The 12,172-nt window shown below is 45.8% G+C and carries 13 protein-coding genes; 10 read left to right on the top strand and 3 right to left on the bottom strand.

Annotated features, from left to right (window positions below; genetic code table 11):
• Positions 1 to 58: 58 nt before the first annotated feature.
• Positions 59 to 610 carry a GNAT family N-acetyltransferase gene (locus AAA939_RS10850; protein WP_338210539.1) on the bottom strand — a complete coding sequence of 184 codons (552 nt, stop codon included), beginning with the start codon at positions 608 to 610 and terminating at the stop codon, positions 59 to 61.
• Between the two features lie 190 nt (positions 611 to 800).
• Between AAA939_RS10850 and AAA939_RS10845 the strand changes: the two genes are divergently transcribed.
• Both AAA939_RS10845 and AAA939_RS10840 read left to right on the top strand, forming a co-directional pair.
• Positions 801 to 1,646 carry a metallophosphoesterase family protein gene (locus AAA939_RS10845; RefSeq protein WP_338225976.1) on the top strand — a complete coding sequence of 282 codons (846 nt, stop codon included), beginning with the start codon at positions 801 to 803 and terminating at the stop codon, positions 1,644 to 1,646.
• A 65-nt stretch (positions 1,647 to 1,711) separates the two neighbouring features.
• On the top strand, positions 1,712 to 1,942 hold the full coding sequence (locus AAA939_RS10840; protein WP_338210536.1) for a PLDc N-terminal domain-containing protein: 231 nt from the start codon (positions 1,712 to 1,714) through the stop codon (positions 1,940 to 1,942).
• Positions 1,943 to 2,044: 102 nt separating this feature from the next.
• On the opposite strand, the gene AAA939_RS10835 is transcribed toward AAA939_RS10840, so the two are convergent.
• Positions 2,045 to 2,530, bottom strand: a complete 486-nt coding sequence (locus tag AAA939_RS10835; protein WP_057705374.1) for a Fur family transcriptional regulator — start codon at positions 2,528 to 2,530, stop codon at positions 2,045 to 2,047.
• A gap of 197 nt (positions 2,531 to 2,727) precedes the next feature.
• Between AAA939_RS10835 and AAA939_RS10830 the strand changes: the two genes are divergently transcribed.
• On the top strand, positions 2,728 to 3,303 hold the full coding sequence (locus AAA939_RS10830; protein ID WP_338230879.1) for a hypothetical protein: 576 nt from the start codon (positions 2,728 to 2,730) through the stop codon (positions 3,301 to 3,303).
• Between the two features lie 58 nt (positions 3,304 to 3,361).
• Here AAA939_RS10830 and AAA939_RS10825 read toward each other — a convergent pair whose 3' ends face one another.
• Positions 3,362 to 4,654, bottom strand: coding sequence for a hypothetical protein (locus AAA939_RS10825; RefSeq protein WP_338230878.1), 1,293 nt, complete (start codon positions 4,652 to 4,654; stop codon positions 3,362 to 3,364).
• A 480-nt stretch (positions 4,655 to 5,134) separates the two neighbouring features.
• On the opposite strand from AAA939_RS10825, the gene AAA939_RS10820 reads away from it, so the two are divergent.
• The 7 genes from AAA939_RS10820 (at position 5,135) to AAA939_RS10790 (ending at position 11,987) form a co-directional block, all read left to right on the top strand.
• Complete coding sequence (locus AAA939_RS10820; RefSeq protein WP_057705377.1) at positions 5,135 to 5,392, top strand: hypothetical protein; 258 nt, start codon at positions 5,135 to 5,137, stop codon at positions 5,390 to 5,392.
• A 152-nt stretch (positions 5,393 to 5,544) separates the two neighbouring features.
• Positions 5,545 to 6,171 (top strand): hypothetical protein, encoded by a 627-nt coding sequence (locus AAA939_RS10815; protein WP_338230877.1) that lies wholly within the window; start codon positions 5,545 to 5,547, stop codon positions 6,169 to 6,171.
• Between the two features lie 138 nt (positions 6,172 to 6,309).
• Positions 6,310 to 6,981, top strand: a complete 672-nt coding sequence (locus tag AAA939_RS10810; protein ID WP_338210528.1) for an endonuclease III domain-containing protein — start codon at positions 6,310 to 6,312, stop codon at positions 6,979 to 6,981.
• A gap of 283 nt (positions 6,982 to 7,264) precedes the next feature.
• Positions 7,265 to 9,265 carry a PTS sugar transporter subunit IIABC gene (locus AAA939_RS10805; protein ID WP_338210527.1) on the top strand — a complete coding sequence of 667 codons (2,001 nt, stop codon included), beginning with the start codon at positions 7,265 to 7,267 and terminating at the stop codon, positions 9,263 to 9,265.
• A 243-nt stretch (positions 9,266 to 9,508) separates the two neighbouring features.
• Positions 9,509 to 10,369, top strand: a complete 861-nt coding sequence (locus tag AAA939_RS10800; RefSeq protein WP_338210525.1) for an SDR family oxidoreductase — start codon at positions 9,509 to 9,511, stop codon at positions 10,367 to 10,369.
• A 95-nt stretch (positions 10,370 to 10,464) separates the two neighbouring features.
• The gene (locus AAA939_RS10795) at positions 10,465 to 10,911 is read left to right on the top strand and encodes a MerR family transcriptional regulator (RefSeq protein WP_338210523.1); all 447 of its coding nucleotides are present in this window, start codon (positions 10,465 to 10,467) and stop codon (positions 10,909 to 10,911) included.
• A gap of 257 nt (positions 10,912 to 11,168) precedes the next feature.
• Positions 11,169 to 11,987 (top strand): Cof-type HAD-IIB family hydrolase, encoded by an 819-nt coding sequence (locus AAA939_RS10790; protein ID WP_338210521.1) that lies wholly within the window; start codon positions 11,169 to 11,171, stop codon positions 11,985 to 11,987.
• The last annotated feature ends 185 nt before the right edge of the window (positions 11,988 to 12,172 follow it).

Raw genomic sequence — 12,172 nt, 5'->3', positions numbered from 1 at the left:
CAATCTGCGACTATTATAAGTGCAAACCCTAGCGGCTGCAACTAATTGAGCTGATTAATTATTTTAAGGTGACGCGTGGTTGAAAATCGGCTGCGAATAATCCCATGTGGTATAAATCGTAGCGATGCCCGTCCCGCATGACGGCCCGCACGTTGGTTCCTTCGAATTCAAAGCCGCTATTTTGATAAACGGCGATGGCGGATTGGTTTGTTGCGATGACGTCCAAACAGACCTTATAAAGGTTCAATTCGTTGAAACCATAATTAAGCATAAGATTTAACGTCTCGGTACCATAACCTTGACCACGATCATTGGGGTCGCCAATTGCGATGGCTAACTGTGCAATTTGGTTCGTCCATTCGATATTGTATAACGTGACAAAGCCTAACAAGCGATTGTCGTCTGAACTGTGGACGTGAAAGTAAAACTCGGTGTTTCGATCCAAATTGCGGTAAGTTCGTTCCAAGTCTTCACCGGAGAGGGGGCGTGCGGGCGCAGTATCCATCCGCCGCATAAAGTCGGCGTCGGTGTACCAGTCGCTAATTTCGTCAAAGTCTTCGGGTTGAGGCACGGCCAAGGTGACGCGCGGTCCTACTAAAATGTTTTTCAAATAAGGTCCCTCGTTTACTAAATTAATTTTCTGAAAAGAAGTTTGATTCCATCATAAGCCACTTTAGCGTAAAGGGCTACTATCAAGAAATTTACAATTTTTTTATATGATGGGTTGGTTAAACTTTACGTTTGCTAGTTATATTATAGGTAGCCGTTTGGTGAATCTGCAAGGTAGAGAAGTGATTAGTATGCAGCGCTTACACGTGATTCAAATTTCTGATCCACATTTGACGCCCCATGGCCAAGTATCGGTGCACCACCAACAAATCGATCCTTGGGTCAAATTGGCAACGATTATTGACGACATCCGACAACTGCCGTTTCAACCTGATTTGATTGTATTTACCGGTGACTTAATTCATAACGGTGGTGCGGACGATTATCAGCGTCTGCACGCCGTTATTCACACGATGAAGTCAGAATTTAACTGTCACGTCCGGGTGATCTTGGGCAACCACGATTGTCGGGAGGCCTTCTACGAAGGCTATTTACCGGCTGATCCGGGGCCCTATTACGCGAACCGGATGCGGTTGGGTAACAATGATTTTTACTTTTTAGATTCGAAAGTAAGTGGGTATGAAGCTGGGTGGTTAGCTCCCGAACAGCTCCAATGGTTAGGCAAGCATTTGCGGCAAGCGCCGACGAAGCGGGCTTTTTTGTTTTTGCATCATCCGTTAGACGGGCCAACGATGGCGAACATGCACTACGCCATTTTACAAAATACCCCCGCATTACTCTCGGTCTTGCGGGGGCATAACGTGGGTGGGGTGTTTACCGGTCACGTTCATTTTTCGACGAGTTACGTTATCGGTGATCACGTCCTAAACGTCGTCGCCGGCTCGGCTTCCTACGACGTCAATTGTATTAATCCGCACCAACATCGTATCCGGGAGAGTAGTCGCTATCAAATTATTACGATTGACCACGGGCAAGTCGGGATTGTTGAGCGACAATTACTGCAAGGGTCAGCAATCATTGATCAGCTGGCCATTGGCAGTACCCGCTTTATCGGCAAACGTCCGACCGGTTACTGAATTGGATAGCGCTTACATGAATTTGGGCGTATACTGGGTGCAATTAATATAAGGGGGCTTGCACGATGTTTAAACGTTGTTGTCAACACCACTCATCACGAAAACCACTTTCACGCCACGTCGTTCAACGGATTTTACCGCTAGCGGCGCTAGAAGTGACGGCAAGTGCGATTGTGATTACCGATATTTTACAAGCGAAGTCCGTGCGCCGTGGGCATAAACTGGGTTGGTTACTACTAGCCTTTGTACAGCCAATCGGCCCGTGGCTCTATTTTGCTTTTGGTCAGAAACGTTAATTGAAATAAAGAAACGTGGATCGGGTCATCATACCTGTCAGGGGTACGATGATCGGTCCACGTTTTAACTAAAATACGATATCTAACCGTTTTAGCGTTTCATTAAGCTTCATTACGGGTTAAGTTCAATCGTCTTAAATCCGCAGTTTTCGTAACTTGTAAAAGTTTTTGACAGTCGGGGCACAGCCCGTAAACTTCCATGTTATGTCCCGTAACGAGGTAACCCGATAATTCGGCTGCCTTAGTTTCAACACCGGAGAGGTCGGGCTCAAAAACGTCGGTAATTTTACCGCAATTTTCACAAACGACGTGGTAATGGGGCCGCCCGAAGAAGTCATAGTGGGTACCGGCATCACCATTTTGTAATTCGATGACAATTCCTAGGTCCACAAAGAGCTTTAGAGTATTGTAAACCGTCGCCAAGCTTAGGTTCGGCAGTTGGGTATCTAAAGCCTGATAAATCGTTTCAACTGAAGGGTGATTGTGGTGCGTGACTAAGTAGGTCAGAATGATTTGCCGTTGAGGTGTTACCCTGATTTTGTGGTCTTTTAATTGTTGCAAGGCTTGTGCTAACATATCTTCTGCCATGACGCGGTTCCTCCTTTATAAGATTCAACCTTATTAAACCACACTTATTAGAAGGATTCCAATTTAGAAACGTTACTAAATGAAACTTTTGACAAAATTAAGCAATGAAATGGCGCTGGCCGGTTTACGTTGGCCCAATTGCTCGTTACACTAACGATAATAAAGTCTTGGTGTTGAATGTGATGGGAGGAACGATCATGAAGCAATACATTGTACCCGCCTTACCAACGGAACGTGCGCAATATGAACGGTGTTACCAACTTGGTTTAGAATCATTAGTCGCAACTGAACGGCAGTTACGCATTCAGCAATCCCAGTGTGCGGGCGAGCCAGTTAGCTGGTTTCCCCAGTTCACCGTCCGCTGTCAGGCGTTTCACGCCGATCAGCGGTTAGACGAAGTGCGCCAAGTACTGAGTGAATTACAAATTAAGCCGACGAGCATTACGGTCACGTCCGCGTGGGTCGAATTGACTTTTGAACTGGCACTCGGGTTGGAGGGACAACCCGTATGGCAGGCCACGGATGGCGGTCTGTGTCGGTTATACGACGGTCTCCTCAATAACTTCATTCAGACCAATGTTCAACCACTAACGCAAATCCGAGTGGGACTATCTGATTTTGAAGCGGCTCCTGACGTTACGCCCCAGCTGATTCGGCCAAACTTCAAGCAGTATTCGGCAGCGACGTCCCGGTTGACGGTGATGGCGTTGCCAGAAGCCGTGGTCAATGAACCAGGACAGCATACGGTACGAAAGCTTTATCAACTGAAATAATAAATATGAAAACTCATTTAAATCAGCAAAATAGCCATTATCATTAGAGAGTTACACTTTAATGATAATGGCTATTTTGATGGCTAATCTGATTATCCGTTGGCGGGCACACTTCATCACCCGTTGCTGGGGATGGCAGACTGGTCTGTGCCCAGACCAGTAATTGGGCTTGGATATTTTCTAGAATTTTCATTGATAATTGGTAATCGCGCTCGGAACCGCTGCTATTAAAGCTGAGCGTGCAGGTCCCCGCGAAGGTACTGGCTGCGATCTCCATAGCTGGGGTTGTCCGAAAGGCCCCGGAAAAGACGCAGTTAACGACGGTTAAACCGTGGAACTTCAAGCGTTGCTGATCAATGACGCCAAAATTCGTATAGGTCAGTGGCCGTTGCGCCAACCAGTGCTTAGTCATTTTACGCATTAGGCTGACCGGCATCGTGTGATTCATTTTTTGTAAATTCGTCAGACGATACAAGAAGGCGGCGCGTTCACGTTCGGTCTTTAAAAGATCGTGGACTTGTTTGACCAAAGTGCTAAAGGGCGCATCGGCGTCAATTTTGATCGTTAAAAAGACGTTGCTAGTTAAGTTCGCAATGCGGGTCGTCTTTTCAGCTTCTGGTGCGAAACGCCGAAAGTTGATGGGACACGGCAACGTAATCGTCGTGTGGCCCGTTAAAACCTGAAGCGCTTTAGCGTAGGCAGCTAGGATCGCCTCGCTAATGCCAACGTCTTGCGCCTTTGCCACGCGCCGCACGCGCATGAACTGTTTGCTACTCAACATCACGTGACCACCGTGGCGTAAAGTGATGCCAGGGTAGTGCGGTAGTTTAACGGCGGTGGTGACCAAGTTAGCGTGTGGCCGTGGCCGGGAAAACTTGCGTTGCAATTGGGTCATGACTGGCCGGAGTCGGCGTTCGTTTTGATAATCCGTTAAGTCGTCGTAGTTGTAAGCCTGAGTTAATAAGTAGAGGTATTCTTTGAAACCAGTACTATCGGTTAACAAATGGCTCATAAAGGCTTGTAAGACGTCGTACTGATCATGATGCACAACGAAAAGTTGGAGTTGCGGACCGTCGTTGAGGTCAAACGCCGTATTTTCAGGGCTATAGGGGCTCTGAACTTCGTGAACGATCTCATCTATTGATTGATCATCTGCGACTATGAAGCGGTTATGATCAGCTTGATAGCCGCCAAATACTTCGGGGACAATTTGTGCCGAGGCGAGTACCGCGGCCTTCAATCGTTCGATATCGATTTTGCCTGAAAAGACGATTCGCAACCGCATTAGCGGCGCGTCATCATCCGTGAGTAACTGATTTAAAAAGTCGAGTACTTCACCACGATAATACAATGTTAATCCCCCCAATCAATTGAGTTAACTAAATATAAAAAACCGTTTAATGGCCGTAAATATTTTATGGCAAACATGATTGTCACCACAAATTGACTAACCATTTCTTAATCTAACAATCAGTATAACAGACTCCAATCAGTGGGGTCAGATGGTAAAGGGTATTTTGAAAAAAGTTAATAAACGCTTATGAATAATCAGCATTCTTTATTGAATACTTAAGGGTTGAAAGGAAAAATCTGTGCATTGAGGTTGTGCTACGGGACAGGGAGTTTTCGACCTGGTTAAATGTCACAATATGAAAATAATTATTGCAAAAGTGAAACCGGTTCCGGGTTTTGGTGAAAAACTGGTATACTAAAGTTAATCACATCTTAATTGCGGCGATACTAGTTAACTAGCATCGCCGCAATTAGGGACGCCGTTAATTAGCCACAGTCGACTAATTCGGGATTAAATCATAGTAAGGGGCTTTTTCGTATGAACAAGGAACGTAAGTTAGTTTATGTCATTTTAAATGATGAAGATGTCGAATATGATCTAGAAGAATTACCAGATCAATACGTCGTTTACATCCGGCAACAAAAGGGCGATTCACGAGACTTAGCGTTAGTGAATACTGAAATTCAGAACTTATTTAAAGATGCCGGGTTAGACTTTGAGGAAAAGGTTAAACCAGCCAACCACAAAGCCGACATTGTATTAGCCGTTAAGCGCACAAGCGTTGATGACGACTAGTTAGTGGGTTAATAAAGAGAATCAGTTCGCAACTGAATTGGTTCTCTTTTTTGTCAGCCATTGAATAAGAGCCATAGTTGTAGTAGCATCTTTGGCGTTGAAGAGGTTGAACTGATAGTTTAGTTTCGATCACAAAAAGGGAGTCTTATTTTATGCGTTTCTCAAAGGTAATTATTTCTGTCATGTCAATGGCCGCGGTAGTCACTGTCGCTGGGCCATTGAACGTTAACGCCGCAACGACGCAAGCATCAAAAGTAACGGCGGTTAAGACCAGTTATAACAGTAAGAAACACGCTGTTACCATCAAAGGTCGGGCAAATGTAGCTAAATTGGCCTTGCAGTATAAGGGCAAGAAGGTTGCCAATGTTAAAGTAAAGTCCGGTAAATTTTCCGTGACAAAGGCCTTTAAGGGCTACGGCGCCTTCAAACTGGTTCACGGTACTAAAAATTTAAAGACAATTTCATCAGCCAAATATGCGACACCAAGAATCAACTTAGTCAGTGCAGAACGGACGACCAAGGGGATGCACTATAAAATCACCGGTCCCAAGAATGCTAAGTTAGTGATTGCTAGAAAAGGTAAAACGATCAAGACCGTCAAAACGGCCAAAACGACGACTAAGGTGTACTTGAAAAATGCCTTAATCAAGAATAGTAGCAAGCATTTAACTATGACTCAACGGACTAGCAACAAGAAAACGAGTCGGGCGTACACGTTGCCAGCACTCAAAGTTGGGGTTAAACAAGTGATTAATACTGATGACGTTTTATTAAATTAAAGTGATTTATCAGAGGTATTAAACATTATAATTTTTAGAATCTGGAAAGGCTGTGGCCATCGCCACGGTCTTTTTACTGTCCTTACGATCTTTTATGGCATAATGGGCGAGTAACTTGAAATTTGAGGGGATATATTGATGACGATCGAAGATTTATACCAAACGATGCTAACTGAAATGGGACCACAACACTGGCTGGAACCTGGCGTACCACCCGCCGAAACTCCGTGGGAAATCTTATGGGGCGGTATTCTGGTTCAAAATACGAATTGGCGCAACGTTGACTACGCCTTAGCGAACCTTAAAGCGGCCACCGGGTTTGAGCCACAGCGCTTATTAGCTTTATCAGCTGAGCAATTGACCGCACTCGTTAAGCCCGCGGGATTTTATACCCGGAAAGTGCCAACACTACAAGGCTTGGCGGCTTGGTGTGGTCAGTATGATTTTGACTTGGGCCGGATGCGGGCGTTACCAACCGACCAGTTACGCCGGGAGCTTAAAGCGTTACGTGGTGTTGGCGACGAAACGGCCGATTACTTTAGTATGTACGTTTTTAACCAGCCAACCATTATCGTTGATACCTATTTACGACGCTTGTTCGGCTGGTTGGGTCAAACGTTACCGAGTGGCTACTTAAAAGCGCAAGCACAGATTCAAGCAAACTGGTCCCCAGACTTTGCGCGGGCCCGTGAGTTTCATGCCCTGATCGTCGAATTTGGGAAGCAGTTTAAGACGAGCGCGGCATTTGAGACGTCCTTTTTAGGCACATGCCAGTTAGTTTTTAGTTCGGAAGGTAGGAAAACTAATTAAGTCGTTTGTTTAATGACTATATAAACGAACATATTAAGTTAACTTGTTTGACCATTAATTCGTGGCCAGTTATGCTTAATGGCGAAAAGTGAAAGCGCTTTCTGAATCAAAGGTCAATTGAGGTGGGGGATGTAATGCAACTTTGGTAACTAGCGACGTTGGGATAATTCACCGGTTCACAATGATGGCAGTTACGGAACTGACGAATTAAACCAGCTAATGGATTAGCCGGGTGCTTTAGAACTTGGCAGCTGTGATTAGAAACAGAAGGGGGAGAATCACAATGAAACAAGTGCAATTATTAACACCGGTAGCGGGACGCTTGATTCCGCTGAGTGCCATTCAAGATCCAGTTTTCTCACAGGGGATGATGGGACAAGGATTTGGGATTGAACCGTCTGTGGGCAAAATCGTTGCACCGGTTAGCGGGGAAGTAACGATGGTTGCGGACACGCTACACGCGATCGGATTTAAAGCCGATAACGGGTTAGAAGTATTAGTTCATTTAGGAATCGATACGGTTGAAATGGGTAACCAGCCACCATTCAAAATTCAGATTAAAACTGGTGACCACGTTGAAGCCGGCGACCCAATCGGTACCATGGACATTCAAGCTGTTGCGGCGGCTGGTAAACGAACGACCGTCATTATTGCCGTAACTAATTCAGCGGATATGGTTGAAAAGCTGGATGCACACGAAGGCGAGATTAAGGCGGGCGTTGTGGGTGCCGTCGTTGACTTGAAAAAAGAAGTCATGCCAGCGGCTACTGCTAAACCCGCAAAGAAGTCGGGCAACAAGTACGATGACTTAGCGGTAGAGATTCTTGAAAATGTTGGTGGCGCGGCCAATGTTAAGAGCGTCATTCATTGTATTACCCGGGTGCGTTTTTACCTGAAAGATGAACAGCAAGCCAACGATGACGTGATTCGCAATTTACAGGGGGTCATCGACGTGGCTAAGGCTGGGGGCCAGTACCAAGTTGTCATTGGGCCCGCCGTCAATGATGTGTATGATGCAATTATTAACCAACTAGGCCCTGGATTTGGCGATGATGAAGCATCCACCGCCGCGATGGAAAAAGAAGCCAACCGCGCCGCTTGGAAAAAGATGACGCCGTGGCAAAAAGTAAAGCACTCGTTCAGTAGTTTGATTGGGGTCATCACGGGTGCGATGATTCCAGTGATTGGTTTGTTAGCTGCTTCTGGGATTCTAAAAGGGGTCTTGGCCTTACTAACGACCTTCAACGTTGTTTCAGACAAGGCGCCAACCTACATTATCATCAACGCGATGGGGGATTCGGTGTTCTACTTCCTACCAATCTTCGTCGGGTTTACAGCTGCCAAGAAATTAGGGGCTGATCCGGTTATTATGGGGATCGTTGGTGGGGTACTGACGTATCCATCCATTATCGCACTCGCTACGGGTGGCAAGGTGACGAGTCACCTGTTAGGAATGGCCATCAACGCCGACTTCTTTGGGCTACCGGTTCACATGGCTTCATACACGTACTCGATTTTTCCAATGATTGCGGGGGCGTGGTTAGCAAGCAAATTAGAACCATGGCTGAAACGGGTTATTCCAGTCGTATTACGGATGATCTTTGTACCATTGATTGAAGTTGTTTTGATTTCTGGGGTCATTATTTTATTCATCGGACCTATCATTACAGCATTCTCCGGTGCATTGGCAGCTGGTATCATGGGCATCTATCAATTAAGTCCCGCAATTTCTGGGTTGATTATCGGTGGATTCTACCAAGTTCTGGTTATTTTCGGTCTTCACTGGGCGATTATTCCAATCGTGGTCAACGATATTACGACGACCGGACACAGTTACATCAACGCGATTATTTCCGCAACGATGGTTGCCCAAGGTGGGGCCGTTCTCGCCATTGCCTTAAAGACCAAAGTTGCTAGTGTTAAAGAGTTGGCTTGGCCAGCAACCATTTCTGCCTTTTGTGGTGTTACGGAACCCGCAATGTACGGGATTAACTTAAAGTACGGTCGGGCATTCGTTACTGCCAGCATTGGTGGGGCCGTTGGGGGCTTCCTAACTGGTCTATTGAACGTTAATATGTGGGGCTTTGCCGGTTCCATTATTGGTGTGACCTCCTTTATTAATCCAAAGGGCGTTGACTTCAGTCTGTTTGGTTTCCTCATTGCTTCAGTCGCAACGATCGTTGTTTCCTTCACATTAACGTACCTATTCGGCTTTGCTGATGCCGACGTTAAAAATGTTAAGGTGGCACCTGAAAAGAAGCATTTGGGCGAACAAACGGCTTAACAACTAATAGCGTGTGATAAAAGGCGATTAGTTTGTGAGCATTAACGTGGAACAAACTGCCTTTTAGAATACGTTTCGACTAAAAAGATAGCACGAAAAAAATAGTGATTCAGAAATGCGCAACTGATTTCTGGATTGCTATTTTTGTCGTTAAATTAAAGGTGGCGATATCGAAATAGTTGACAATTTCATCCAAAACGGTTTAAATGTAACTTATAAAGTTACAAGAGAGGCGGAATTAAAATGAAATATACGATTACGGGTGCAACGGGTCATTTGGGCCAACAGGTGGTAGAAGCAATGGCTGAGTTAGTCTCTGCCAACGAACTGAATTTAGGCGTGCACACGCCTAGCAAGGCGGCCGCGTTTAAACAACGTGGGATGACCGTTAGTGCGATTGATTATCAAAATATCGATAGTTTAAAAGCAGTGGGTCAAGATAGTGACGTCTTTATTTATATTCCTAGTAAAAGTCATGACAGTTTTAGCCGGGTCACTGAGTTTGAAAACGTCCTTCAGGCAGTGACAGCTGCGCACGTTAAACATTTACTAGTTATGGGCTTTATCGCCGATCAAGTTGATAATCCGTTTGCACTATCCGCATTTTACGGCTACGTGCCACGTCGGTTAGCTGGTAGCGGCGTCAACTATACGATTATTCGAAACGCCTTGTACGCTGACCCGTTGGTGCCATATTTACCAGAATTGATTGAACGCCACAATGTGATTTATCCAATGGCGGATAAGGCGCTTAGCTTTATTACTCAAACGGATAGTGCGGCAGCGTTTGCGAAGGTCGCGACCACTCCGGAACTGTTAGTTAATAGCCACATCTATACGTTGACGCAGTCGCAAAATTATACGATGCCAGAACTGGCACAAGTCCTGAGTACAGTTAGTGGTCAGCCCATTGGTTATCAGCCCATCAGTTTGCAAGCTTTTAGTGATCTGTATAACCAAGGCGGCGAAGGCCCCATGCTTGCTTCAATGTATGCTGGCGGGGCCCGTGGATTGCTGGAGGCGGTAAGTTCAGATTTCGAAACAATTATGGGCCGTCCTGCCCAATCGTTAATTGATTTTTTAAAAGCAAACTACCATAACTAAAGTTATCAGTAAAAATTCAAACTGGTTGCACGGTAGCGTCAAAATTCCATGCTATAATTTAACGTAGTAAAACGGATGGAAGGAGGCGCCAGGAAATGACTAACGGCACGCGGTCAGATTTTCAGGAAATGTTTCATAAGGGGCAACTGACTATTGGTATTAGTGAACTTAGTAAAATGACTGGTGTCTCGCCACGTCAGCTACGTTACTGGCAAAAAAAGGGGTACATTATTCCAAAGAACCAGGATGAACCGGGGCGCGCACGGATTTATAACATGCGCATGGTGATCAAAGCGGCCGCAATGAGTAACTTATTGCAGACCGGCTATACCTTGAAGGCGGCGGCCGCTCAGGTGGATGAGCGAATGCAACCGGCCCAAACGATGTACCACGTCTTATTTGATCGGTACCAAGGGTTTGAAGTGGCGGACAACGGGGAGATTTTAGTGGATTTAGGGCCATTTGATCCGGATCCAACGCAAGAATTATACGCAAAATTAGTGGATAATCAGGCCAAGTTTGAGCTGAAATCCAAAGAATAGGTATTGAAGAGAGTGGGCCAAAAGGCGGTTAATTTGCGAGCATTAACGTGAAAGCAGTGATTATTCCTGGGTTTTGGAATAGTCACTGCTTTCACGTTAAGCGGAACAAATTGCCTTTTGGACCACGTTTTGACCATAACAATAGGAAAAACCAACCAGCCATTTTTCTGATTGGCTTTTTGAGTTTTGACCCAAACTCTTTTTTGCTAGTTTTCAGAAGTCTAATGGAAAATTTTTGTATGTAGAGGAGTAATCAAATGACAGCGATTAAATTAATTGTGAGCGATATCGACGGGACTTTGGTTGATGACCAGGGAAAGTTACTTTCCCAAACGATTAGCGGGGTCCAGGCTGCGGTGCAGTGTGGGGCAAAGATGGTGTTGGCGTCAGCGCGGCCACCGAAGGGGATGTTCCAGATTGCACAACAACTGGATATCGATTCTACGATGATTGCTTATAATGGCGCTTTAACGGCTAAAACGGATGCCAACGACCAGCTACAGGTGTTTGCGGAACAGCCGATTCCACTGACGCTAGCGCAAAAGGTCCAGCGGATGGTCGCTGAGCAGTGGCCAGTTGCGTCGATTAATCTGTACGCTAATAACGACTGGTTTGTAGCGAATGCGGGGCCGTGGGAACAACAGGAAGCAGCGGGAATTGGATTTGATCCTCAGGTGACGGATCTGGCGGCGTGGTTGCGGGTAGGCAGTGAACCGGTACATAAGATGTTAATTATGGCGGACCCGAGCGTTGTCAGTGCGGTTGAAAAGACCTTACAGGAACCAGAATTTGGAGAACTAACGGCTTACCGGTCAAAGGAGACCTATTTGGAAATCGTTGCAAATGGCGTCACGAAGGCGGCTGCGCTAACAACGTTGTTAAAAGAAGACCAATTATCACCGCAAGCGGCCATTGCATTTGGCGATAATTTTAATGATGTGGACATGTTAAAGACGGCGGGCGTGGGGGTCGCAATGGGAAACGCGCCCGCAGCAGTCAAGGCGGCTGCTGACCTTGTCACCACGGCTAATAACCAGCCGGGAATCCAGCAGGTGTTGGACAAGTATTTCAACTGATTCTGCTAATAAGAGCGACTAATACAGTTTATCAAGTGAAAAAGCACCTCTGAAATCGTCTGTACTAGTCCCTGTCAAGTTGACAGGTGAAATAATATAATTTTCGAGTTCTGTCTAAGCGGCTTTGCCGCGGTATTCTACCGCGGTGAAGCCGCTTCTTTGTGTTGTCCGGTCAATGTAATTGA

The sequence above is a fragment of the Lactiplantibacillus paraxiangfangensis genome (assembly GCF_036246185.1).
In the GTDB taxonomy this organism is placed as follows: Bacteria; Bacillota; Bacilli; order Lactobacillales; family Lactobacillaceae; genus Lactiplantibacillus; species Lactiplantibacillus paraxiangfangensis.
The sequence above is the reverse complement of the archived record's forward strand: the minus strand, read 5'-3'. Positions and strand labels throughout refer to the sequence as shown.

Bases quoted from the DNA above. Each gene is read 5' to 3' on its own strand.
- AAA939_RS10840 (WP_338210536.1), top strand. From the start codon at position 1,712: ATGTTTAAACGTTGTTGTCAACACCACTCATCACGAAAACCACTTTCA.
- AAA939_RS10800 (WP_338210525.1), top strand. From the start codon at position 9,509: ATGAAATATACGATTACGGGTGCAACGGGTCATTTGGGCCAACAGGTG.
- AAA939_RS10810 (WP_338210528.1), top strand. From the start codon at position 6,310: ATGACGATCGAAGATTTATACCAAACGATGCTAACTGAAATGGGACCA.
- AAA939_RS10830 (WP_338230879.1), top strand. From the start codon at position 2,728: ATGAAGCAATACATTGTACCCGCCTTACCAACGGAACGTGCGCAATAT.
- AAA939_RS10805 (WP_338210527.1), top strand. From the start codon at position 7,265: ATGAAACAAGTGCAATTATTAACACCGGTAGCGGGACGCTTGATTCCG.
- AAA939_RS10835 (WP_057705374.1), bottom strand. From the start codon at position 2,530: ATGGCAGAAGATATGTTAGCACAAGCCTTGCAACAATTAAAAGACCAC.
- AAA939_RS10815 (WP_338230877.1), top strand. From the start codon at position 5,545: ATGCGTTTCTCAAAGGTAATTATTTCTGTCATGTCAATGGCCGCGGTA.
- AAA939_RS10845 (WP_338225976.1), top strand. From the start codon at position 801: ATGCAGCGCTTACACGTGATTCAAATTTCTGATCCACATTTGACGCCC.
- AAA939_RS10820 (WP_057705377.1), top strand. From the start codon at position 5,135: ATGAACAAGGAACGTAAGTTAGTTTATGTCATTTTAAATGATGAAGAT.
- AAA939_RS10795 (WP_338210523.1), top strand. From the start codon at position 10,465: ATGACTAACGGCACGCGGTCAGATTTTCAGGAAATGTTTCATAAGGGG.
- AAA939_RS10790 (WP_338210521.1), top strand. From the start codon at position 11,169: ATGACAGCGATTAAATTAATTGTGAGCGATATCGACGGGACTTTGGTT.